The sequence below is a fragment of the Bacillus sp. FSL H8-0547 genome (assembly GCA_038002745.1).
GTDB lineage: Bacteria > Bacillota > Bacilli > Bacillales > Bacillaceae > Bacillus_P.
Window position 1 is genome coordinate 2482953 of the sequence record JBBODD010000001.1, and the last position, 22386, is coordinate 2505338.

Annotated in this window: 24 protein-coding genes and 1 pseudogene; 18 read left to right on the top strand and 7 right to left on the bottom strand. The window is 45.0% G+C overall.

Annotated features, from left to right (window positions below; all coding sequences use genetic code 11):
• Window position 1 precedes the first annotated feature (1 nt).
• The 5 genes from MHB63_12195 (at window position 2) to MHB63_12215 (ending at window position 4623) form a co-directional block, all read left to right on the top strand.
• On the top strand, window positions 2-1402 hold the full coding sequence (locus tag MHB63_12195; protein MEK3807295.1) for a bifunctional UDP-sugar hydrolase/5'-nucleotidase: 1401 nt from the start codon (window positions 2-4) through the stop codon (window positions 1400-1402).
• A gap of 61 nt (window positions 1403-1463) precedes the next feature.
• Window positions 1464-1766, top strand: a complete 303-nt coding sequence (locus tag MHB63_12200) for a DUF1805 domain-containing protein (GenBank protein ID MEK3807296.1) — start codon at window positions 1464-1466, stop codon at window positions 1764-1766.
• Window positions 1767-1869: 103 nt separating this feature from the next.
• Entirely contained in the window at window positions 1870-2637 is a 768-nt protein-coding gene (yunB, locus tag MHB63_12205; protein ID MEK3807297.1) for a sporulation protein YunB, read from the top strand.
• 376 nt (window positions 2638-3013) lie between these two features.
• Window positions 3014-4519 carry a sodium-dependent transporter gene (locus tag MHB63_12210; protein ID MEK3807298.1) on the top strand — a complete coding sequence of 502 codons (1506 nt, stop codon included), beginning with the start codon at window positions 3014-3016 and terminating at the stop codon, window positions 4517-4519.
• The gene (locus MHB63_12215; protein ID MEK3807299.1) at window positions 4519-4623 is read left to right on the top strand and encodes a methionine/alanine import family NSS transporter small subunit; all 105 of its coding nucleotides are present in this window, start codon (window positions 4519-4521) and stop codon (window positions 4621-4623) included. The genes MHB63_12210 and MHB63_12215 overlap by 1 nt, the downstream gene beginning before the upstream one ends.
• Before the next feature lie 38 nt (window positions 4624-4661).
• On the opposite strand, the gene MHB63_12220 is transcribed toward MHB63_12215, so the two are convergent.
• Complete coding sequence (locus tag MHB63_12220; protein MEK3807300.1) at window positions 4662-5642, bottom strand: M23 family metallopeptidase; 981 nt, start codon at window positions 5640-5642, stop codon at window positions 4662-4664.
• A 223-nt stretch (window positions 5643-5865) separates the two neighbouring features.
• Between MHB63_12220 and lipA the strand changes: the two genes are divergently transcribed.
• Window positions 5866-6762 (top strand): lipoyl synthase, encoded by an 897-nt coding sequence (gene lipA / locus MHB63_12225; protein ID MEK3807301.1) that lies wholly within the window; start codon window positions 5866-5868, stop codon window positions 6760-6762.
• A 44-nt stretch (window positions 6763-6806) separates the two neighbouring features.
• Here the strand turns inward: lipA and MHB63_12230 are convergent, their stop codons facing one another.
• Window positions 6807-7481, bottom strand: coding sequence for a YhcN/YlaJ family sporulation lipoprotein (locus MHB63_12230; GenBank protein ID MEK3807302.1), 675 nt, complete (start codon window positions 7479-7481; stop codon window positions 6807-6809).
• 109 nt (window positions 7482-7590) lie between these two features.
• On the opposite strand from MHB63_12230, the gene MHB63_12235 reads away from it, so the two are divergent.
• Complete coding sequence (locus MHB63_12235) at window positions 7591-7866, top strand: YutD-like domain-containing protein (protein MEK3807303.1); 276 nt, start codon at window positions 7591-7593, stop codon at window positions 7864-7866.
• Window positions 7867-7898: 32 nt separating this feature from the next.
• On the opposite strand, the gene MHB63_12240 is transcribed toward MHB63_12235, so the two are convergent.
• Both MHB63_12240 and MHB63_12245 read right to left on the bottom strand, forming a co-directional pair.
• Window positions 7899-8186 carry a cytosolic protein gene (locus tag MHB63_12240; protein ID MEK3807304.1) on the bottom strand — a complete coding sequence of 96 codons (288 nt, stop codon included), beginning with the start codon at window positions 8184-8186 and terminating at the stop codon, window positions 7899-7901.
• A gap of 50 nt (window positions 8187-8236) precedes the next feature.
• Window positions 8237-8503 carry a DUF3055 domain-containing protein gene (locus MHB63_12245; GenBank protein MEK3807305.1) on the bottom strand — a complete coding sequence of 89 codons (267 nt, stop codon included), beginning with the start codon at window positions 8501-8503 and terminating at the stop codon, window positions 8237-8239.
• A 121-nt stretch (window positions 8504-8624) separates the two neighbouring features.
• On the opposite strand from MHB63_12245, the gene MHB63_12250 reads away from it, so the two are divergent.
• Together MHB63_12250 and MHB63_12255 are read left to right on the top strand one after the other, a co-directional pair.
• Entirely contained in the window at window positions 8625-9062 is a 438-nt protein-coding gene (locus MHB63_12250) for a DUF86 domain-containing protein (protein ID MEK3807306.1), read from the top strand.
• Between the two features lie 76 nt (window positions 9063-9138).
• Entirely contained in the window at window positions 9139-9909 is a 771-nt protein-coding gene (locus MHB63_12255) for a TIGR01457 family HAD-type hydrolase (protein MEK3807307.1), read from the top strand.
• Window positions 9910-10231: 322 nt separating this feature from the next.
• Here MHB63_12255 and MHB63_12260 read toward each other — a convergent pair whose 3' ends face one another.
• Window positions 10232-10732 (bottom strand): phosphatidylglycerophosphatase A, encoded by a 501-nt coding sequence (locus MHB63_12260; GenBank protein MEK3807308.1) that lies wholly within the window; start codon window positions 10730-10732, stop codon window positions 10232-10234.
• A gap of 164 nt (window positions 10733-10896) precedes the next feature.
• On the opposite strand from MHB63_12260, the gene yutH reads away from it, so the two are divergent.
• The 7 genes from yutH (at window position 10897) to MHB63_12295 (ending at window position 18772) form a co-directional block, all read left to right on the top strand.
• Window positions 10897-11895 carry a spore coat putative kinase YutH gene (gene yutH, locus MHB63_12265; GenBank protein ID MEK3807309.1) on the top strand — a complete coding sequence of 333 codons (999 nt, stop codon included), beginning with the start codon at window positions 10897-10899 and terminating at the stop codon, window positions 11893-11895.
• Window positions 11896-11958: 63 nt separating this feature from the next.
• Entirely contained in the window at window positions 11959-12924 is a 966-nt protein-coding gene (locus MHB63_12270; GenBank protein ID MEK3807310.1) for a D-glycerate dehydrogenase, read from the top strand.
• A 54-nt stretch (window positions 12925-12978) separates the two neighbouring features.
• Window positions 12979-13152, top strand: a complete 174-nt coding sequence (locus tag MHB63_12275) for a hypothetical protein (GenBank protein ID MEK3807311.1) — start codon at window positions 12979-12981, stop codon at window positions 13150-13152.
• 233 nt (window positions 13153-13385) lie between these two features.
• Window positions 13386-14684: a homoserine dehydrogenase gene (locus MHB63_12280; GenBank protein ID MEK3807312.1), complete on the top strand. Its 1299-nt coding sequence runs from the start codon at window positions 13386-13388 to the stop codon at window positions 14682-14684.
• Window positions 14684-15742 carry a threonine synthase gene (gene thrC, locus MHB63_12285; protein MEK3807313.1) on the top strand — a complete coding sequence of 353 codons (1059 nt, stop codon included), beginning with the start codon at window positions 14684-14686 and terminating at the stop codon, window positions 15740-15742. Before MHB63_12280 ends, thrC begins: the two co-directional genes overlap by 1 nt.
• Window positions 15739-16674, top strand: a complete 936-nt coding sequence (gene thrB / locus MHB63_12290) for a homoserine kinase (GenBank protein MEK3807314.1) — start codon at window positions 15739-15741, stop codon at window positions 16672-16674. The genes thrC and thrB overlap by 4 nt, the downstream gene beginning before the upstream one ends.
• Window positions 16675-16798: 124 nt before the next feature.
• The gene (locus MHB63_12295; GenBank protein MEK3807315.1) at window positions 16799-18772 is read left to right on the top strand and encodes a S9 family peptidase; all 1974 of its coding nucleotides are present in this window, start codon (window positions 16799-16801) and stop codon (window positions 18770-18772) included.
• A 198-nt stretch (window positions 18773-18970) separates the two neighbouring features.
• Here MHB63_12295 and MHB63_12300 read toward each other — a convergent pair.
• Window positions 18971-19304 (bottom strand): annotated as a pseudogene (locus tag MHB63_12300) (NifU family protein).
• A gap of 104 nt (window positions 19305-19408) precedes the next feature.
• Between MHB63_12300 and MHB63_12305 the strand changes: the two are divergent.
• On the top strand, window positions 19409-19735 hold the full coding sequence (locus MHB63_12305; GenBank protein MEK3807316.1) for a YuzD family protein: 327 nt from the start codon (window positions 19409-19411) through the stop codon (window positions 19733-19735).
• Between the two features lie 80 nt (window positions 19736-19815).
• Here the strand turns inward: MHB63_12305 and MHB63_12310 are convergent, their stop codons facing one another.
• A complete protein-coding gene (locus MHB63_12310) occupies window positions 19816-20883 on the bottom strand; it encodes an NAD(P)/FAD-dependent oxidoreductase (GenBank protein MEK3807317.1) in 1068 nt (355 codons plus the stop codon).
• A 236-nt stretch (window positions 20884-21119) separates the two neighbouring features.
• Between MHB63_12310 and MHB63_12315 the strand changes: the two genes are divergently transcribed.
• Window positions 21120-21404 (top strand): YuzB family protein, encoded by a 285-nt coding sequence (locus tag MHB63_12315; GenBank protein MEK3807318.1) that lies wholly within the window; start codon window positions 21120-21122, stop codon window positions 21402-21404.
• Window positions 21405-22386 lie beyond the last annotated feature (982 nt).

Genomic DNA, 22386 nt, shown 5'->3' on the forward strand with positions numbered 1-22386 from the left:
AATGGCTGAGACCATTCATTTATATCATACAAACGATTTGCACAGTTATTTTGAGAACTGGCCTAAGGTTGCTCATTACTTGAAGCGGATGAAAAAAGAGCATGCAGAACATGGAGAAGAAATGCTGCTTGTTGATGTCGGAGACCATCTTGACCGGGTACATCCAATCACGGAAGCTACGAATGGGAAGTCAAATGTAGAGCTTATGAATGACTTGGAGTATGACGCTGTGACCATCGGCAATAATGAGGGGATTACGTTGCCGCATGATGCTCTGGATACTTTATATGACCGGGCAGCTTTTCCGGTCATTCTTTCAAATCTTTATACAGAGTCAGGGGAGCGTCCCCGCTGGGTGGAGCCTTTTAAAATCTTCTCTTTTGCAAACGGAACTAGAGCTGCCGTTCTTGGTGTCAGCGTCTTTTATGAAAAGTTTTATCAGCTTCTCGGATGGAAAGTGACCGATCCGTTTCAGAGCCTTCGCGAAACGATGGAATTGATCAAAGACCAGGCGGATGTCATCATTTTGCTTTCTCATTTAGGGATTAATGACGATGAACTCCTGGCTGCGGAATTCCCTGAAATTGACGTCATTTTGGGTGCCCACACCCATCATGTTCTGGAAAAAGGGAAACTGGTGAACAGTGTGCTGCTCACTGGTGCAGGAAAAAACTGCAGCTTGATCGGTCATGTGGCATTATCAGTTGACGGAGACACGCTTTTATCAAAAACAGCAACTGTCATTCCGGTTGAAGCAGAGCCGGAATGTGAAGTGGTGAAAACGTTTCTAGACGAGCAGAGAGTAAAAAGCGACAGCATTCTGTCAGAGGAAATAACTATGCTGAAGCGGGATCTCACGCTTGATTGGTTTGGCCCATCTGATTTTACAGCCCTCCTGGCAACAGCCGTTAAGGAGTGGTGCAAAGGCGATGTGAGCATGGTTAACGCCGGGCTGCTGCTTGAACCTTTACAAGCAGGCTCAGTGACGAGAAAAGACCTGCATAGGATCTGCCCGCATCCAATCAATCCCTGCAAAGTGCAGTTAAAGGGAGATGTCCTGAAAGAAGTGATTGCAGAATCACGGACGGAAAAAATCGAACAGCTAAGATTGAAGGGGCTTGGATTCAGGGGGAAAGTAATGGGACGGATGATTTTTGACGGAATCGAGGTCCGCAGTGAGCAGAAATCAGACGGTTTAAAGCACATTACGGGCATCCTTATACAAGGAGAACCGCTTGATCCCGACCGCACATATGAGGTTGCGACAGTGGATATGTTCACTCTGGGTGTGCTGTACCCTTCCATTTACCATGCAGAAAAGAAAACCTATTATATGCCTGAAATGCTGCGTGATGTCCTTGCCTGGAAGCTGAAACAGGGACATTCGTACAAGAATGCCTAGTTTTCACACTCAATGCCTTCTGCCTTCATAAATTACAGAAGGAAGGGAGTGTGAAAGAACGATGGTATCCATGACACCTATTATGATTGGAAGTCATCAATTTACAGCTATTACGGTTGCTTTGCCTAAAACAAATTTCATGGCTGTTACAAGCGACAAAGGGTACATTATGTGCGGCGCACTCGATGTAGCGCTGCTGAATGAAAAACTGAAAGAGCGGGGAATTATTGCAGGCAGAGCAGTCGGCGTCCGGACGATCGAACAGCTTCTTGATGCTCCGCTTGAATCCATCACTTTTGAAGCCGAAAACCGCGGTATCCACGTAGGAATGAGCGGAAGAGATGCATTATTGAGAATGATCTGAGACGAACTGTATAAACAGCATGGTTCTAAATGATAACTTCAAAAAAATAGCGTACATCCCGCCTTGCATGCATAAATATAGCTTGTAAAGGGGGGATTTATTTTTGGCCAGATTCCGCAGCCGTCCTCATAAAAAGGGGCCGCTTCCTTTCAGATATGTTTTCCTGCTTTCACTGGTCTTTTTTATCTTATCTACAGCTGCAGGGCTGTGGATTGTTAATAAGGGAATTGAACCGACCTTAATGACGGTAGCTGAAACCGAAACAAAACGGATTGCGACACTTGTCATTCAGAATGCGATTAATAAAGATATTAAAGAAGATGTGGACGCAGAAGAAATGTTTGTCGTAGATACAGATGAAAAGGGAAATGTTACGACGATCGATTTTAACGCCAAGTTTGTCAGAAGCGTGCTTGCCAAGACAACCGATAAAATTCAGGCGAATTTAAGAGAAGCATCCAAAGGGAATATTGACGCATTAGAACTTCCGGAAGGTGAGCTTCTTACTAAAGATAAACAGGGCGAGGGAATCATCTACTCAATTCCGCTTGGCCAGGCAACGAATAATGCCCTGATTGGAAACCTCGGTCCGAAAGTGCCTGTCCGCTTTTATGTTGTCGGCGAGGTGCAGACAGATGTGAAAGAAACGATTCAGCAGTATGGCATTAACAATGCCCTGATTGAAATAGCCGTTGAAATCGAGGTGAATGTCGAGGTTGTCATTCCGTTTTCCACAAGAACAGCCACAGTTAGAAACAACATCCCGATTGCGATTAAAGCTGTCCAGGGACAGGTGCCAAGCTATTACAACGGGGGCGGCGGAAGCTCTCCTCCTGCGCTTGATGTGCCGGTTGAATCCAGCGGAAATTGAGGCTGTTGCTGACGGTGAAGCATTATCCAAATTCTCTTCAAAAGCTAAAAACCGCAGTCTCCTCTGTTCTCTCCGGAATCACCGTATTGGGACCTTTTACATTCATTGTACTTTTAATAGACTTTATCCTTATTTTTATTTAAAAGGAAAAACATGTATAAATATATGGTAAAAGGCAGAGTTCATGCGGACTCTGCTTTTTTTTGAGAGAAAATATGACAGGTTTATCATCTTACAATAATAAATTTTAAAAATCATTTTGACTTAGGCATAATGTCCGATTATACTATGTATAGTTATACTGAAATATCAGAAAATAATAAAAATTATTATTCTTCCGAATACGGAAGGAGAGGCTAAAGGGGGCTTTACACGAATGGATAATCGTCCACAGTGGGGAACAAGGGCAGGCTTTATTTTAGCGGCTGTCGGATCAGCAATCGGACTTGGAAACATCTGGCGTTTTCCTGGAGTAGCATACGAAAACGGTGGAGGATCCTTTTTCATCCCGTACCTTTTCGCGTTGCTGACAGCAGGTATTCCCCTGCTTGTAATGGAATTTACTCTCGGTCACAAGTACCGCGGTTCTGCACCTTTAACGTATGCACGATTAAGCAAGAAGTTTGAATGGCTCGGATGGTGGCAGGTCGGTATAGCATTTGTCATTTCTACTTACTATTCTGTTATAATCGCATGGGCCATTTCATACAGCGGTTTTTCATTGAATCTCGCCTGGGGAGATGATACGGAAGGTTTCCTGTTTGGTGACTATCTTCAGGCAGCAGCTCCAGGTGAACTCGGCGGTTTCGCTCCAGGCGTGCTTCTGCCGCTGCTGATCACGTGGGTTGTAACTCTCGGTGTTTTGTTTGCCGGCGTTAAAAAAGGAATTGAACTGGCAAATAAAATTTTCATTCCTACACTAGTGGTCTTATTCTTAATTATCGTAATCCGTGCATTAACGCTTGATGGCGCAGCTCAGGGTCTTGAAGCATTCTTTAAGCCTAACTGGGACATGATGTTAAACGGAAAGGTCTGGATCGCAGCATACGGACAGATTTTCTTCAGTTTATCGATTGGATTTGCCATTATGGTTACGTACTCGAGCTATCTTCCTAAGAAATCGGATATAACAAACAATGCGTTCATCACCGGCTTCGGGAACTCTGCATTTGAGCTTCTTGCAGGAATCGGGGTTTTCAGTGCACTTGGGTTTATGGCGATGCAGCAGGGGGTTCCGGTAAATGAAGTCGTTTCAAAAGGAATCGGTCTTGCATTTGTGGTTTTCCCGCAAATTATCAATGAATTCCCGGCATTCAACGGACTGTTTGGTTTCTTGTTCTTCGCTTCATTAACACTTGCGGGATTAACCTCACTGATTTCTATTGTTGAGACATTTGTAGCAGGGGTACAGGACAAATTTAAGATTTCAAGAACGAAAGCTGTTGCGATTGGGGGAGGAATTTCAGCTGTTATTTCTCTGCTTTTCGCAACAAGAGGCGGCATCAACTTCCTTGATGTAGCGGATGAGTTTATCAACAGCTTTGGTGTTACACTTGCAGGATTTGTGGAAGTTATTGTAGTCATCTGGATTCTTAAACAGGCAACAGATCTGCAGCAGCATGCCAATCAGATTTCTGACATTCAGTTAGGTTCCTGGTGGAAGGTCTGTTTAGGAGTCATCACTCCAATCGTCCTTGGCTACATGATGATTGACAAACTCAGAGCTGAGCCATACGGCGGAGGAGCTTACTCCGGCGAATTCCTTCTATACTCAGGCTGGCTCGTTGCAGCTGGAGCATTAATCGTAGGCATTCTGTTCTCCTTTATTTCATGGAAGAAGGATACAATTGAGCTGCCGGCTGATAAGGAGGTATCACGCTGATGAGCGGTGGAGCTATTACAATGATGGTAATCGGTATTGTTGTGATTTGGGGAGGTCTTGCAGCGAGCATTGCACATGCAGTTGTGAAGGCCAAAAAGTCATAAAGTGTTCGGGCCAGTCCTTAAAAGGGCTGGCCCGTTTCTTATTTACGCTTTCTGTACTCGGCGCGTTCCCAAACCTTGAGCTGCGGAAAAGGATCATACGACCATTCTGTTCGTCCATTGTCCTTGTACATTCCGTAGTGAAGGTGCGGGGGAAACTTGCCGGATGTGCCTGGAGGGCCGTAGCCTGAGCTTCCTACAGAGCCGATGAGCTGGCCGGGCTCAACAATCTGCCCCACTTCAAGACCGTCTGCAAACCCATTTAAATGAGCAAAATAGTGATACGTATTGGTGCTGTCACGAATGCCGAGTCTCCAGCCGCCAAACATGTTCCACCCTTTCATTTCAATGATGCCATAGCAGGTGGAACGAACAGGAACACCATAATTTGCAAAAATGTCGGTTCCTTCATGGATCCTTCTGCCGCCCCATCCGCGGGCATCTCCCCAAGTGTTTTTGTAGCTGTAATTAAATCTGATGGGAACCGGGAACGCATGCTGATCCAGATCCAGCCTGCCGTATTTTTTGAAAAGCTTCATATGACCTGAAATTAAACCGATGGATTTATCACGCTGGTAATAATCCCAAAGCCCGATTTTAATGTTTTCAAAATCAGTTCCATACGAAAGGAGATAATCGGCAAAGGATAAAAGAACATCTTCATCATTTTCGGGATCTGCTCTTCCGTCTCCATTTCCGTCAATGCCAAGCCCGCCAAACAGGGCAATGCTTGCCGGGTTTGTGTCAGACTGATTTGGATTTTGGATGCCGGCCCATAATTCTGGACGAATATAAATGCCAATTACGCCCTTCGCTTTCGGAATATCACTGCGTGTTCTTCTTACATTGCGCTCATATTGATCAACAGAGGCCAGCACATACCAGGGAATCTGAGTAATGGTCTCTGCATTTTTAAACAGAATCATTCTCTCCTGATTGATTTGTTCTGTGCTTTTCTCTGATCCAAGGACAGAATGCGGCTGAATAAAGCAAAGAAAACATACACTAAACAGGGTCAACATTTTTCTCACATTACCGGTCTCCTTTACCCAATTTCATAACCTTAGTTTGGTGTTTCAGGAAGAATTCATATGTAGAAAATGTTAGTAATTGATCCAATCTCTATCCTTGTAGAACCGTACTCTGTTATGTTAAAGTGACAAGTGTACGTTTTAAGCGAATATTCCTTTTTTCCTGATTATTTTGCCTAGAGAAACCTGACTATACATACTGGAGATGATTCAGATGGCTAAGAAAGAAGAATACCTGAGAAAGCCTGACTGGCTAAAAATAAAACTGAACACCAATGAAAATTACACAGGCCTTAAAAAAATGATGCGCGAAAATAATCTTCACACCGTTTGTGAAGAGGCAAAATGCCCGAACATCCACGAATGCTGGGCTGTGAGAAGAACGGCGACGTTCATGATCCTCGGGGACGTTTGTACGCGTGCATGCCGATTCTGTGCGGTCAAAACAGGTCTTCCAAACGAGCTTGATCTTAAAGAGCCAGAACGAGTAGCTGATTCAGTTGCCCTTATGAATTTGAAGCACGCAGTCATTACAGCGGTTGCACGAGATGACCTCCGCGATGGCGGTGCCAATGTATTCGCTGAGACGGTCCGCGCTGTCCGCCGCAAAAATCCGTTCACTTCAATTGAAGTTCTTCCATCAGATATGGGCGGAGTTGAAGAAAATCTTAAAATTCTTATGGACGCAAGACCTGATATTCTAAACCATAACATTGAGACGGTTAAACGCCTTACTCCAAGAGTCAGAGCCCGCGCCAAGTACGACCGCTCCCTGGAATTTCTCCGCCGTGCAAAAGAAATGCAGCCTGATATCCCGTCTAAATCAAGTCTGATGATCGGCCTTGGAGAAACAAAAGAAGAGATTATTGAAACAATGGATGATCTTCGCGCTAACAATGTAGATATTATGACAATCGGCCAGTATCTCCAGCCATCCAAAAAGCATCTTAAAGTCATCAAATACTACACGCCGGAAGAATTCGCAGAACTCCGCGAAATCGCCATGAGCAAAGGCTTCAGCCACTGTGAGGCAGGACCGCTTGTAAGGTCTTCTTATCATGCAGATGAGCAGGTCAACGCTGCAACGAAAGCGAGACAGGCTCAGGCTTAATAGCTTTTTATGAGAAAAACCCGCATAGCTGCGGGTTTTTGCGTTTATTTATATCTAGTCTCCTGATACTTATCCTTCATGTCTTGGTCAAGCTCTTCGTTTGTTTCCCCGTAGCCTTCACCATTAGGGTTTTCGCCGGTGTTGAGCTTGCGTCCCTGAGGGGATTTGAGCATTTCTTTGATTGTGCTGTTGATGATTTCGTCAATGTCACGGCTGTTGGCGTCAAGGCCCGAATAGCCTTCAATTTGCTTGATCATCCCCGGCTGGTCTGAGACATAGACATGATAATACCTTGGTATGGCGGATATTGCTGCTTTTTTTACCATATCTGCGGTTTCAAATCGGTCTCTGTTTTTCTCCGCCTCATAGGCAATTAATACTTCTTCATCTGTCACAAGGGTTGCAGCGTCCTCTACACCAGGCAGCTGGATCACAAGATCTGATATCACATTTGCCAGCTGCTCATGGTCGATGCCGGGAACTTTATTGTAGTCAATATCTCTGGCGAGGTTGCTTTTTTCGTGACGGACATACCCAAAGTTTGAAGTTGTGTTCTTCTCTCCTTTTTTCATCCCGTCTTCGTTGTACAATTCGTTGCGGTCGTTGACATTGACCGTATTTCCGCTTTCTTCAAAAAGGTCGTTTTCACTAGCTGTATTCTGGCATCCCGTGATGATGGCCATCCCGATTATGGATGCCGTGAACGCGATTTTCTTCATCGCAAACACCTCCGTAACCTTAGGTTTGCCAAAACATATCCAAACTTTCTTAGCAATTGATGGGGAAATCGATTATGATAGTAAATAATGCGGTTGAGAGGTGATAGTTGTGATAACTGTTCAAAATCATACTTTTGAATTGATTAAGGACGAGCGAAACGGCTTTAATGAAGAAGCATTCAAAGCGCGCTACTCTGAGATCCTGAACAAGTACGATTACATCGTGGGGGATTGGGGCTATAATCAGCTCAGGCTGAAAGGCTTTTTTGATGATCAGAACCAAAAAGCTTCCTATGACACGAAAATCAGCACGCTTGACGAGTACATATTTGAGTACTGTAATTTCGGCTGTGCGCATTTCGTTTTGAAACGAATAAAGAAATAAGCCGCTGCGTATAACAGCGGCTTGTATTTTTTCTATTTGGCTGTATAGGGAGGCACTTCATTTTTCTCCGGATCATCATGAGTCGGATGTGCTCCGGGATACTGCCTTGGCAGATTCTGATGAAGAGATTTGAACTCATAGTTAAACGCGCTGTAATAGCGCTGGCCTTCTTTCCACTCCGTGCTTTTATTCTCTACCGGCGTATTCTTTCCTCTTGGAGCGCCGTAAGGGCCTTCCGGCGTAATTTCCGGCAGGATGAAATTCCGCATGCTTTCCACATTCGAAAAATCCGTATACTCCCGTTTTTCTTTATCATCCATTCAGATCACCTGCTTTTTTTCTTATTGTGCAAAAGCAGGACACATCTTAATCAGACAATTTCATACAAAAATTCTCTAAGTTCATTTGCCTCATTTTCATCAAGGCCGTAAGCATGTTCAATATAACCCGGCTCATTCAAATCATCTTCGCCGATAATGGCAAAGCGGCTGCTGAGCAGGTTGAGGACAAGGTGCTTCCCGTAATAACGGTCGGATCTGACAATCGCCAGGTCAAACCGGCTGTTCTCTCCCATAAAGCTGACAAATCGTGTCTTTGTTTCAACCGTATCATCATATAAAAAAAATCGTTCAGACATCCGTAAATCCCCTCTCATGTATCTTTGTCCCTTAATAATAGCAGACGTCATCCAATCCTGAAACAAAGTGCTGTGAATGTGGTAAAATAAAAGCATTCAACTGTGCTGGGAGTGTAATGGGATGTATTTTGTCGACCGTGAAAAGATAGAAGAAACGCTTGTTTATTATGAAAAAAACCTGACTCTTTTTTCTGAGCAGAAGAACTGGAACACTGACCTTGAATTGAAAGCGCTTGAACGGCTTGCCCACATGCTGATTGAAGCCATTTTGGATACAGGCAATGCCATCATTGACGGATTTATCATGCGTGACCCCGGGAGCTATGAAGATATAATCGACATTATGCTCGATGAAAAAGTAATCGGGGCTGATGAAGCAGACGGTCTCAAAGCAGTGATCGGTTTCCGCAAGCAGCTGGTGCAGGAATACCTGGGGATTAACCATGGGGAATTAACACACTGCCTAAAGGAGCATGCAGACGTGCTAGCTTCGTTTCCGGCCCGCGTAAGAACCTATCTGGAAAATGAACTCGGACCCGTCTCTGCTTTTAGACATTAACAAACGGGCGGATTATAATGAAGAGACGCAATGATGATATTGCGTCTTATTTTTATATACAGGGAGTGCACACACTTTGAAAACATACAACGGCTACTTAATTGACCTCGACGGCACGATGTACCGCGGCAAAGAGCGGATTGAAGAAGCAAGCGACTTTGTCAAATTGCTGATTGAGAAAAAGATTCCCTATCTGTTTGTGACCAATAATTCATCAAGAACACCCCAGCAGGTAGCAGAAAAACTCAACACGTTTGACATTCCTGCAAGTGAAGATAAAGTGTTTACAACAAGCCAGGCAACTGCCAATTTTATCTGGGAGAAAAAACCGGATGCATCCGTGTATGTCATCGGCGAAGAGGGAATTCAAAAAGCTCTCATCGAACGCGGTCTGCAGCTTGTAGATGAAAACCCTGATTTTGTAGTATCGGGAATTGACAGGGAAATCACTTATGAGAAACTTGCTCTCGGCTGCATTGCCGTCCGCAATGGTGCGACGTTCATCTCTACAAACGGGGACATTGCGATTCCGACAGAACGCGGCCTTTTGCCTGGCAACGGTTCTCTCACGTCTGTCATCGCTGTCAGCACAACTGTAGATCCAATCTTTATCGGCAAGCCTGAAAGCATTATTATGGAGCAGGCTTTGAAAGTGCTCGGCACAAAACCTGAGGAAACGCTGATGGTAGGGGATAATTACGATACTGACATTAAAGCGGGGATGAATACAGGCCTAGATACCCTGCTTGTCCATACTGGCGTAACTCTGCGGGAGCACCTTGTGAACTATAATGAAAAGCCTACGTATACGGTTGAATCTCTTTCTGAGTGGTTTGATAAAATATAATGTGAAAAGCACGTCTTTAATTAGGCGTGCTTTTTTTGCAAATTCATTTTTTTAGGCTGTCTGATTCCGCTTTTCGTGGTGTCCAGCTCCATCAGCCAACTCCTCTGTCAGAACAAAATCCCCCAAAAAGTCAAAACAGGACTTTTCGAGGGATTTCTTATCTGACTTTCGGAGCTAACCGGCTGATTCCGCTTTTCGTGGTGTCCAGCTCCATCAGCCAACTCCTCTGTCAGAACAAAATCCCCCAAAAAGTCAAAACCGGACTTTTCGGGGGATTTCTTATCTGACTTTCGGAGCTAACCGGCTGATTCCGCATTTCTTTTTACTCGGTATTCTTTGCCCTATGCGCCAATCGGCTTGAAGCAGCGGCCGCGATGGCTCCAACGATGTCATCAAGGTAGGTATGGACCATGCCGGATGATTTATCGTTCAGGAATTTAAGGATGCCCGGTTTTTCTTTATCAATGTATCCGTAGTTGGTGAATCCTATTGACCCGTAGATATTGACGATTGAGAGCGCGATGATTTCATCAACCCCGTACAGGCTTTCGTCACTTTCGATGATGGCTTGGAGGGGTTCTTCAAGCATTTTCTTTTCAGCCAGGATATCTAATTGAATGCCGGTAAGGATGGCATTTTGAACTTCGCGTTTTGCAAGGACTCGATCTATATTTTCCAAACATTGATCGATTGTTAATGAAGGATGATATTTGACTTGCAGGAAATATACGAGTTCTGCGATGTCATTTAGTGTTACTCCGCGGTCTGTTAGCCATTGACGTGCTGTTTTTTCGACTATGTCCATCTGTTCTTTATCTTTCATCCATTTCACCCAATCTTTTTTACCATTTTACGCAAATGGCTCTCTTAGTGTGTAACGAAATTGACAATCATTAAAAAGTGTTTAACCGCAGGGCCAAATTATACATAAATCGGCTAAGTTGCGATTACGATAGGATAAGGACTTTTTATACATGGGGGGAGAATCTGGTGGAAAAATTGATTCGGGAACAGTACGGGCTTAGAATTGGAGAGACATTCCGGGTAGGTCACTACGATGCGTTTTCGCATCATCAGCATGTGTATTTAATTGTGCCGGTTTCCCACTATGAAGATGAAGAGCTTTATGAGCTTTACCATATGAGCCAGTACCTGCTTGAGCGGGGAGATCCTTTCGTGGCCGTCTTTTTGCTGACAAAACAGGGGAATTTGTATATAGAATGGGAAAAACGGAAATTTGGCATTCTGAAGACATCATATGTTCAGGGCGAGCGGGTGTTTCAGGTGGGCAGAGAGCTTGCGCGTTTTCATCAGAAGGCAAGAAGCTATCCGTATCAGGTTTCTAAAATCAGCCGGATCGGGCAGTGGAAAAATCTTTGGGAAAAGCGGACAGATCAGCTGGAAGGCTTCTGGAGGGGAAAGGTGAATTCCCAGCCGCTTGATTCATTTGAGAAGATGTTTGCTGAATCGTTTCCATATTATATGGGGATTGCAGAGAATGCCATTCAGTATTTGGTCGACACAGAGCTTGATGATGAGCCGCAGCCGATCGATTCTGCGACAGTATGCCACAATCGCTTTTATTCCCATACGTGGAGGTCGTCAGGTCTGGTGAAGGTTCCTACAGACTGGGTGTTTGATCATTGCAGCAGGGATATTGCGGAATACTTGAGAAACCAGTTTTTTGAGGAGCCAGAGTTGCTCCGGCAGGATGGTTTTCAGTTTTTAGAGGACTATGACAGGACAACGCCGCTTTCGCCTTTTTCCTGGAGGCTGATCTACAGCAGGCTGCTGCTTCCGATTCATTATTTCGAGTGCATTGAAGATTATTACTTATCTGCTGAAACGGATAAGCCTTATTATGAGGCGAAGCTTGCAGATATGCTGAAAAACTCTTCAAGATACGAAGGATTTTTGAAATCATATGAACAGCTTTTGTCTATGAGAACGAAAAAAATTTATTTGCCCTCCATTCACTGGCTGTAGGCTTATTTCCTTCCTCTCATCCCTGATATGATAAGATAAAAGAAAATGGTAAAGGGTGAGAGGATGGAAATGCCGGCTGTATTTGTTGCGAGAAAGCTTCCGGAAGAAGTTTTGAAAGCGCTTAGAACATTCGCTGATGTCGAGATGTGGGATAGAGAAGATGAAGTATGCCCGAGGGATCTGCTGCTCCAAAAAGCAAAAACCTCTGATGCTCTGCTGACCATGCTTTCCGACCAGGTCGACAAGGAGCTGCTTGATGCGTGTGAAGGGGTAAAGGTAATCGCCAATCTTGCTGTCGGCTATGACAATGTGGATGTGGAATATGCGAAGGAAAAAGGCATCATCATAACCAATACGCCGGATGTTCTGACGGAAACAACAGCTGATTTAACCTTTTTGCTGCTCATGTCTGCTGCAAGAAGAGTGACTGAAGCGGCAGCTTACATAAAAGAAGGAAAATGGACAAGCTGGAGCCCGATGCTGCTTGCTGGGGCAGATGTCCATCATAAAACAATCGGCATTGTCGGGATGGGGAATATAGGACGGGCTGTTGCCAAGAGGGCAAAAGGATTTGATATGGACATTCTGTATCATAACCGTTCAAGAGATATGGAGGCTGAAGAAAGTCTCGGAGCAGAATACAGGTCATTTGAGGACCTGCTGCAAGCGTCTGATTTTGTCGTCTGCATGACGCCATTAACGAGCGAAACAAAAGGGATGTTTGATGCCGGCGCTTTCCAAAAAATGAAGCAGGAGGCCATTTTCGTCAACACCTCGCGCGGAGGCACTGTTGTCGAGGAAGACCTGATTGCGGCACTTCAGAACGGTGTGATTGCAGGAGCGGGGCTGGATGTATTCGAAAACGAACCGATCCGTGCAGATCATCCTATTTTGCAGCTTGAGAATGCTGTGGCGCTGCCCCATATCGGAAGTGCTACAAGGGAAACGAGATTTGCCATGATGGCATGCTGCATAGAGAATATTAAAAAGGTTCTTGAAGGAAATGAGCCGCTTACACCTGTCCGTTAAGATTAGCCGATAGAGAAAAAGGGTATATGACCTCCAAAACGGGAGGGATCTGACGTGAACAGTTTTTTAGTGCAGTATACGGATAAAGAAACGATGGAGCGGGTTTTCGACGGCCCTGTTTTTCCTACAGAGGAAGAAGCGATGAGGGAAAAAGAAAAACTCGAAATGAAGGGTCACATGGATGTGGTTGTCGAAAGCGAGAACGACATTCAGCTTGACCGCGAATAAAAACGGCGTGCGGGAATTTCCCAGCACGCTTTTTTTAATGGAGGACAATCCAACCAGATTTACAAAAAATATAAACAGCGGTCCAGTAGGAAAGAAAGCGATTACAATAAAATTACTGAAAATTCTCTATTGATAAGCAATGGCACACTGTTTATAATGACAATAATAGAAAATGTCTATCATACATAAACAAATGTATTTCTAAGAAAGACATCAAGGGAGTGGAAGAAATCATGAATGCGATTCACGTTGGATTATTGGGACTCGGGACAGTCGGAAGCGGCGTTGTGAAAATTATTGAAGATCACCAGGATAAGCTGATGCATCAGGTAGGCTGTCCTGTTAAAGTGAAAAAAGTTCTTGTTCAGGATATAGATAAGAAACGGCAAATTGAGTTTGGAAAAGATCTTTTGACGAAAAATGCAGATGAGGTCATCCAGGACCCTGACATTGATGTTGTAATAGAAGTGATGGGCGGCGTTGAGCATACGAAAGAATATATCCTTCAGGCTCTGAAGGCGAAAAAGCACGTAGTGACGGCCAACAAAGATCTGATGGCGGTTTACGGCACGGAGCTGCTGGATGCTGCGACTGAGAATGGGTGCGACTTATTCTATGAAGCAAGTGTCGCGGGCGGCATTCCTATTTTAAGAAGTTTAGTAGACGGGCTTGCATCAGACCGGATTACGAAAATGATGGGGATCGTAAACGGCACGACGAACTTTATTTTAACAAAAATGAGCAAGCAGGGCAGTCCGTACGGGGAAGTGCTGAAAGAAGCGCAGGAGCTCGGCTATGCGGAATCTGATCCGACTGCAGATGTAGAAGGGCTTGATGCTGCCCGCAAAATGGCCATTCTGGCACGCCTCGGTTTTTCTATGCACGTAGATTTAGAGGATGTCAGCGTAAAAGGCATCAGCGAAGTGACGGATGAGGATATCAGCTACAGCAAACGCCTCGGCTACACAATGAAGCTGATCGGGATTGCAAACAGAACGCGTGACAAAGTTGAGGTCAGCGTTCAGCCGACACTTCTTCCTGACTTCCATCCGCTTGCATCTGTAAACAATGAATACAATGCTGTATATGTGTACGGTGAGGCAGTCGGTGAAACGATGTTTTACGGTCCGGGGGCAGGCAGCCTGCCGACCGCAACGGCCGTTGTTTCAGATCTTGTCGGTGTAATGAAGAACATGAGACTTGGAGTAAACGGCCGCAGTGCCGTACTTCCTCAATATGAAAAGGCGCTCAAGAAGAGTGATGAAATTTATGCGCAGCATTTCCTGCGCATTCATGTAAAAGACCAGGTCGGAGCTTTTTCAACAATTACATCCCTGTTTTCAGAACGCGGGGTCAGCTTTGAAAAAATTCTTCAGCTGCCGCTTAAAAACAGCAGTCTTGCTGAAATTGTCATTGTGACGCATCAGGCTTCAAATAAAGATTTTGATGAAATTCTCGGAAACCTGCTTGACCTTGAAGTTGTGCAGGGCATTAAGAGTTCATACCGCGTAGAAGGGAACGGATATTCATGATGTGGAAAGGTCTTTTAAATCAATACCGCAATTACCTGCCTGTGAACGACCAGACTCCTTTGCTCACGTTGAACGAGGGCAACACGCCTCTTCTGTTTCTGCCGGTGCTTTCAGAAAAGCTGGGTCTTGAACTCTATGCAAAAACGGAAGGCGCCAATCCGACCGGTTCGTTTAAGGACCGGGGAATGGTCATGGCTGTTGCCAAAGCAAAAGAAGAAGGCAGCGATACAGTCATCTGTGCTTCAACGGGGAATACATCAGCTGCTGCGGCAGCTTATGCAGCGCGTGCGAAGATGCGCTGCATCATCGTTATTCCTGACGGCAAAATTGCGTTCGGCAAGCTTGCCCAGGCGGTTATGTACGGTGCTGAAATTATTGCCATCAAGGGCAACTTTGACCAGGCACTTACAATGGTCCGCAGCATGTCAGAAAAGCTCCCTATTACCCTTGTAAACTCTGTAAACCCTTATAGACTTGAAGGCCAGAAAACAGCGGCATTCGAGCTTTGTGATGCTTTGGGATCAGCTCCGGATGTTCTGGCAATTCCAGTCGGCAATGCAGGCAACATCTCAGCTTACTGGAAAGGTTTCAAAGAATATCACGAGCATCATCAGTCAGGTCTTCCCCAGATGCATGGCTTTGAGGCGGAAGGTGCTGCGGCAATCGTACGGAATCAGATCATTGAAGAGCCTGAAACGATTGCAACGGCTATCCGGATCGGAAATCCTGCAAGCTGGGACAAAGCCGTACAGGCAGCGGAGCAGTCAGGCGGTTTTATTGATGAAGTAACAGATGCAGAAATCGTGGAAGCCTACCAGCTTCTTGCCAGAACGGAAGGCATTTTTGCCGAACCGGCATCCTGTGCTTCCATTGCAGGGCTGATTAAAAATGCTAAAAAAGGAGTTTATAAAAAAGGAGCAAAGGCAGTAGCGGTTCTGACCGGAAACGGCTTGAAGGATCCGAATACGGCCATTGATGTTTCATCTATAAAGCCTGCCGTACTGCCGAATGACGAGCGTGCTGTCATGGAGCAGCTTAAAGGAGTCGGTGCATGGTGAATGAAGGTGACATGCTTAAAATAAGGGTGCCTGGCAGCACGGCGAACCTCGGCCCCGGCTTTGATTCTGTCGGCCTTGCAGTCAGCAGATATCTTGAACTGAATGTCACAAGGGACCGCAGCTGGACATTTGTTCCCCTGAATGATGAAATGGCGGATATTCCGGAAGGCAAGGAAAATTTGATCTATCAGGTGGCTGAGCAGGTTGCCGGCACCTGTAATGCAAAGCTTCCACCCTGCAGAGTTGAAGTATGGAGCGATATTCCGATGGCAAGGGGGCTCGGCAGCAGCGCCGCGGCCATCGTTGCAGGCGTAGAGCTTGCAAATGAGCTGTGCAGACTGGAGCTTACGATGAAAGAAAAGCTTCATTTTGCAAGCCTGATCGAAGGTCATCCCGATAATGCAGGTGCTTCGCTGTACGGGGGTCTGGTTGTAGGTATTCATCAGGAGCAGGAAACAGAGCTCGTGTCTGTGCAGCAGGTGGATGTTGAACTGGTTGCGGTTGTCCCCCCGTATAAACTTTATACAAAGGATGCGAGGGATGTACTTCCAGGGTACCTTGAATACAGCGGGGCAGTTGAAGCAAGTGCAGTAAGCAACGTTCTCGTCGCAGCCGTGCTTTCTAACAATTGGACGCTTGCAGGGAAAATGATGCAGAAGGATTTGTTTCATCAGCCTTACAGAGGAACGCTCATTAAAGAACTTTCCCGAGTGCAGGAAGCTGTTCTCGAAGCAGGTGCTTACGGTGCTGCCCTAAGCGGTGCAGGCCCGACCGTTCTTGCGTTTGCTGCAAAAGGCAAAGGGAAGGCCCTTGCAGATGTGCTCAAAATGAAATTTCCCAAATGTGAAGTGGATGTGCTTGAACCCGTTCTTGAAGGAGCAAACGTTTACTATGAAAAAGGTGCGGGACAAGTTCATGACTCGATCGGCTGAAAGCATTCTCAGGATGAGGATGCTTTTTTTAGTTTAAAATCAAAGGCGGAGAAGGAAAACTATTTAGCTTGTCGAAATAAATAGAATAAGAGCAAATTTAAGAGAAAGAATGGTGTGAGTGAAAATGGAAAAAAGGGTCATTGCTGCAGAAGATTTATACAAACTGAAGTCTGTCAACGATCCGCAAATGTCACCCTGCGGAACGAAAGCTGTATACGTTGAGACATCGATTCAGGAAGAAAAACATCACTACATATCAAACCTGTTTTTGCTTGATTTAAAAACAGGCGAGAAGGTTCAATGGACATTTGGTGAACACAGAAACACATCGCCACGATGGTCCCCCGATGGCAGCAGGCTTGCCTTTTTGTCCAACAGAAGCGGGAAAAATCAGCTTTACGTTATGTCAGCAGGAGGTGGAGAAGCAAAAGCACTGACAGAAGAGCATCTTGCCGTTTCCCAGCCTGTGTGGAGCCCGGATAGTGCGAGTATCCTTGTTTCTCTTGCACTTGCTCCTGAAGATACATTGGAAAAAGCGAAAGAAGAGGAAAAGCAGCCGGAACCGCTCGTTGTTGAAGACATGAGATATAAGTCGGATGCTTCAGGCTTCGTCAGAAACAAAAAAAGACAGCTTGCTGTTGCAGATGCGGAAACCGGAGAACTCAAACTGCTTGGGTTCAGAGAATATGACTGCAGCGACGCAGCTTGGTCGCCCGATGGAAAGGCCGTAGCTTTTACATCAAATATGACGGATGATCCTGACCAAAACCTGATCTCAGATGTCTATATTCTGTCTCTTGACGGGCAGGACCTGACAAAACTGACAAACAGCAATGGATTTTACGGCAATCCATCCTGGTCGCCTGACGGCAGGTATGTAGCCTTTTTAGGACATGAAAAAGAATATCTTGGGGCTACGTTTTCAAAAATATGGCTGTCTAATCGTGAAACTGGGGAGCTTTCCTGCTATTCTGCAGACTGGGATGTTCATATCAGCGATGCGGCGGTGGCAGATTTTATTTCGGGAAGTGTCTATCCGGGACTTATCTGGACGGAAGACAGCCAGGGCTTTTATTTCATTGTGACGGATCAGGGAAATACAGGCGTTTACTACGGTTCGCTTGAAGGCCAGACAGTTCCTGTCCGCTTTGAAAACGAGCACGTCTATGGGTTGTCCGTTCATGTTCAAAGCCATACGGCTGTCCTTGGCATCAGCCGTCCGGATCATCCGAGCGACCTGTACTTTTTCGATTTCAGCACAGGTGAAAACAGGCAGCTGACAAGCATTAATGAAGCTTTTTTAAACGAAGTGGAGCTCTCTGTTCCGGAAGCAATTGCATATAAAGCGGAGGACGGACTTGAGATTCACGGATGGATCATGAAACCGGCAGGCTACGCGGAAGGCGTGAAGTACCCGCTTGTTCTTGAAATTCACGGGGGTCCGCACGCGATGTACGCCAACACCTATTTCCATGAATTCCAATTGCTCGCTGCAAGCGGAAAAGCGGTTCTTTATACAAATCCGCGCGGAAGCCACGGATACGGCCAGCATTTCGTTGACCAGGTCCGGGGAGATTATGGCGGAAGCGATTATACCGACTTGATGAGTGCTGTAGATTATGCGCTGAACACGTATGATTTTATTGATGCGGACAGGCTCGGTGTAACTGGAGGAAGCTACGGCGGCTTTATGACAAACTGGATTGTCGGCCATACAAACCGTTTTAAAGCAGCAGTGACACAGCGTTCAATCTCCAACTGGATCAGCTTTTACGGAGTGAGCGACATCGGATACTACTTCACTGAATGGGAGCTTGGCGGGAATTTGATTGATGATTTCGAGAAGCTGTGGCACCATTCGCCGTTAAAATACGTAAAGAACGTCGAGACTCCTCTTCTTATTCTTCACGGCGAAAAGGACTACCGCTGTCCTGTTGAGCAGGCAGAACAGCTTTACATCGCTCTGAAGCAACTGAAAAAAGAGACTAAGCTCGTCCGTTTCCCTGAAGCGAACCATGAACTGTCAAGAAGCGGGCATCCAAAGCTCAGAATTGACCGCCTGAATCATATTAAGGAATGGTTTGATAAATACCTGTAAATAAAAAAAAGATGGTGAGCGGGCTCACCATCTTTTTTGCACTATTATGGAAATTTGTGGACAACATAAGTCATCCACGTCCAGCTCCAGCGCCTAGATCCTCTGTCAGAACAAATCCGCCAAAAAAGTCAAAACCGGACTTTTCTGACGGATTCTTATCTGCCTATCGGATCTAATCAAGGCGCTTCCGCTTTTGCATTAAAATACTTGCTCTACCTCAACAACGCCAGGAACTTCTTCTAAGAGAGCGCGTTCGATACCGGCTTTAAGTGTAATAGTTGAACTCGGGCAGCTTCCGCATGCTCCAAGAAGACGCAACTTGACAATACCGTCCTCCACATCAACCAATTCGCAGTCTCCGCCGTCGCGAAGAAGGAACGGACGTAGTTTATCTAGTACTTCCTGAACTTGTTCAACCATTTGAGTTTCTGTTGTCATTTGAAATCGACTCCTTCCTTATCTTGCTATTATATTCAAAATACGTGTGAAAATCTATTGTTTTGACTGGTGCAAATTCTGTAATTAGTTTCATTTTATCACATTCCGGCGGGAATAAAAATGGAAAGCAGCCTGTATTTTTCGTGGCAAAAATGAACGCTGTCCCTTACAATGAAAGAAAAGAACAGGGGGAGAACGATGGAAAAACGACTGAAGGTTTTTGTGTACGGTGCTGAAGTGCTCTGTCCGAGCTGTGTAAACCTCCCTTCAACAAAAGATACATGCGAATGGCTCGAAGCGGCTCTTTCACGCAAATTCCCGCAGCAGCCCTTTCATATTGAATATGTGGATATTTATCAGGAGCACGAAGATGCGGAGAAAAAGGAATTTGCAGAAAAGATTGCGAATGATGAATACTTCTATCCGCTTGTCGTCATTAATGGAGAAGTGGTAGGGGAAGGCAGCCCGAAATTAAAAGTGATTTATGCAGAATTGGAAAAGCACGGCTACGTTTCCGCATCGTGAAAAAGACAAAGAAAACGCAAGGCTGCAGACTGCCTTGCGTTTTTTTTAGTTGAGGACAGTCAGGAATTGCATCCTGTCCTTTACCCATTATGATACTTGTACATCCAAAGAATCCCTGATTTTAATAGTCTAGGGACACGTCCAATCAGAGGACGGTCATTTACAAGGCCAAAGCCATGTTTTTTTCCAAGTGATCCGAGCACGCCTTTTAATTTGAAGGCAGGGAAGTTTTGCGGAAGTTCTTCACCATTCCATTTTTTCAGCAGAACCTGAACAATCTGCTCGGCCTGTGCTTCAGCAAGCTGGGCACTTGGAGCATGAGGGAGACTCGCGCAGTCGCCGACAACGAAAGCATCCTCATAATCAGGAAGAAAATGCTGCTTCGTCAGGATGACCCTTCCCTGCGGGTCTTTTTCAACCGGAAGGTCTCTGACTACTTTGTTTGGCTGAATGCCTGCTGTCCATACGATGGCATCATATGTAAGCGGCTCATCATGATTGTAGAGAACGTTTTGCTCTACTTTTGTCACATTCGCGCTGTTCACGATTGTCACGCCATGGTCTTCAAACCAGCCTTGTACATATTTGCTCAAACGTTCAGGGAAGCTTGAGAGAATATTCTTGCCGCGGTCATATAATGTGATTTTCAAATCTTTGCGGCTTTCTCTGAGCTCACTGGCAAGTTCAACTCCGCTTAGGCCTGCGCCAACGATTGCAACAGATGCTCCGCCGCTCAGGTTGTTAAGCAGCTGATATGTTTCCCGTGACTGGTCAATGGTCTGGATGCTGTGTGTATATTCTTTTGCTCCCGGAACATTGTGATACTTGTCCTCACAGCCCAGGCCGATAATCAGATCATCGTATGAAATCGGTTCCTGATTGGACAGATAAACCTTTTTTTCCTGAAGGTCAATGGAAGTGATTTCCCCGTAAGCTGTGTTCAGACGCTCATGCTCAGGAAAATCGACGCGAATGTGATGGTCTGAAATCGTTCCCGCAGCAAGCGCGTAATATTCCGTTTTTAAGCAGTGATAGGGATTTTTATCTATGAGTGTAATTTGCACATCATCAGGCAGCTGTCCAGGAAGCAGCCTGTGAAGGATGCGCATTCCGCCGTATCCGCCGCCAAGAATAACTAAGTTCTTCATTGCAGATTCCCCTTTTTCTCCTCATTAAGCGAGTATATTCTAATCTATTTTATGGATGATTCATAAGAAAACCTTTGCAATATGCCATATAAAAGTATAACGAATTTGCAGATAAACCACAATATGTTATGAAAAAGTCATCTAATAATCTGCAAAGTCCGCCAATAGTAAATCACTTTTATAAATATGTGTTGTTATTTACTGAAAAGTATATCATAAAACGTTAAATATTGACGATGGGGCATGAAAAGAGTAGCATTGGTTGCAGGTGCGAGGTGATAAGGTTGAAACCAATAATTGAATTTTGCATAAGCAATCTGGCGAACGGGTCCCAAGCTGCTTTAGAACAGCTCGAAAAAGATCCGAATCTGGATATTATTGAATACGGGTGTTTAGGGTACTGCGGCAAATGCTATTCGTCACTCTATGCCCTTGTCAACGGAGAGATTGTAACAGGGGAGACATCAGACGAACTCGTAAAGAACGTTTATGAGTATCTGGAAGAAAATCCTATGTTTTAATAGATGCATTTTTAAAAAACACGTACTTCGGTGCGTGTTTTTTTATGTTTGATGGCACTTATCTGTGGGTTCGGAACCATCAAGCGGAGGATATTCTATTTTGATGTCACTTATCTGTGGGTTCGGAACCATTAAGCGGAGGATTTTTTATTTTGATGGCACTTATCACTGAGTTCGGAACCATCAAGCGGAGGATTTTCTATTTTGATGTCACTTATCTGTGGGTTCGGAACCATCAAGCGGAGGATTTTCTATTTTGATGGCACCTATCACTGAGTTCGGAACCATCAAGCGGAGGAATTTCTATTTTGATGTCACTTATCTGTGGGTTCGGAACCATTAAGCGGAGGATTTTTTATTTTGATGGCACTTATCTGTGAGTTCGGAACCATTAAGCGGAGGATTTTCTATTTTGATTTCACTTATCACTAAGTTCGGAACCATCAAGCGGAGGAATTTCTATTTTGATGGTACTTATCACTGAGTTCGGAACCATCAAGCGGAGGATTTTCTATTTTGATGTCACTTATTTCTGGGTTCGGAACCATCAAGCGGAGGAATTTCTATTTTGATGTCACTTATCTGTGAGTTCGGAACCATCAAGCGGAGGATTTTCTATTTTGATGGCACTTATCTCTCAGTTCAGGACCATCAAACGGAGTAGTGCAGGAGATTAAGTATCCTTTCTTGCATAATGGCAACTAATCAGTAGCGCTCTAAAATGTAGCAAGTAGTGAATATCGTTTTTTGTCAAAAGTATATGGACACTGCTGAAATCGGCTGTTAATTTAGACACATCAAAGTTTATTGTCTAAGATGAAGAAATGACGAATTTTTTATGGGGAATAATGGGGGTTGCCGTGCTTTTTGCGATTGCGGCTTTGCAAACCTGTTGAGTGCTGCAATTGCAGGAATGTTTATGTTTTAAGACTGCCGTAACGAATAAAAGCTCCCTGCATGAAGCAGGGAGCTTTTATTATCT

What these genes read in the sequence shown, in the direction of transcription:
- MHB63_12195 (MEK3807295.1), top strand. Translation starts at nt 2, where the DNA reads ATGGCTGAGACCATTCATTTATATCATACAAACGATTTGCACAGTTAT.
- MHB63_12200 (MEK3807296.1), top strand. Translation starts at nt 1,464, where the DNA reads ATGGTATCCATGACACCTATTATGATTGGAAGTCATCAATTTACAGCT.
- MHB63_12210 (MEK3807298.1), top strand. Translation starts at nt 3,014, where the DNA reads ATGGATAATCGTCCACAGTGGGGAACAAGGGCAGGCTTTATTTTAGCG.
- MHB63_12215 (MEK3807299.1), top strand. Translation starts at nt 4,519, where the DNA reads ATGAGCGGTGGAGCTATTACAATGATGGTAATCGGTATTGTTGTGATT.
- MHB63_12220 (MEK3807300.1), bottom strand. Translation starts at nt 5,642, where the DNA reads ATGTTGACCCTGTTTAGTGTATGTTTTCTTTGCTTTATTCAGCCGCAT.
- lipA (MEK3807301.1), top strand. Translation starts at nt 5,866, where the DNA reads ATGGCTAAGAAAGAAGAATACCTGAGAAAGCCTGACTGGCTAAAAATA.
- MHB63_12230 (MEK3807302.1), bottom strand. Translation starts at nt 7,481, where the DNA reads ATGAAGAAAATCGCGTTCACGGCATCCATAATCGGGATGGCCATCATC.
- MHB63_12240 (MEK3807304.1), bottom strand. Translation starts at nt 8,186, where the DNA reads ATGGATGATAAAGAAAAACGGGAGTATACGGATTTTTCGAATGTGGAA.
- MHB63_12245 (MEK3807305.1), bottom strand. Translation starts at nt 8,503, where the DNA reads ATGTCTGAACGATTTTTTTTATATGATGATACGGTTGAAACAAAGACA.
- MHB63_12250 (MEK3807306.1), top strand. Translation starts at nt 8,625, where the DNA reads ATGTATTTTGTCGACCGTGAAAAGATAGAAGAAACGCTTGTTTATTAT.
- MHB63_12260 (MEK3807308.1), bottom strand. Translation starts at nt 10,732, where the DNA reads ATGAAAGATAAAGAACAGATGGACATAGTCGAAAAAACAGCACGTCAA.
- MHB63_12270 (MEK3807310.1), top strand. Translation starts at nt 11,959, where the DNA reads ATGGAAATGCCGGCTGTATTTGTTGCGAGAAAGCTTCCGGAAGAAGTT.
- MHB63_12280 (MEK3807312.1), top strand. Translation starts at nt 13,386, where the DNA reads ATGAATGCGATTCACGTTGGATTATTGGGACTCGGGACAGTCGGAAGC.
- thrC (MEK3807313.1), top strand. Translation starts at nt 14,684, where the DNA reads ATGTGGAAAGGTCTTTTAAATCAATACCGCAATTACCTGCCTGTGAAC.
- MHB63_12295 (MEK3807315.1), top strand. Translation starts at nt 16,799, where the DNA reads ATGGAAAAAAGGGTCATTGCTGCAGAAGATTTATACAAACTGAAGTCT.
- MHB63_12305 (MEK3807316.1), top strand. Translation starts at nt 19,409, where the DNA reads ATGGAAAAACGACTGAAGGTTTTTGTGTACGGTGCTGAAGTGCTCTGT.
- MHB63_12310 (MEK3807317.1), bottom strand. Translation starts at nt 20,883, where the DNA reads ATGAAGAACTTAGTTATTCTTGGCGGCGGATACGGCGGAATGCGCATC.
- MHB63_12315 (MEK3807318.1), top strand. Translation starts at nt 21,120, where the DNA reads ATGGGGCATGAAAAGAGTAGCATTGGTTGCAGGTGCGAGGTGATAAGG.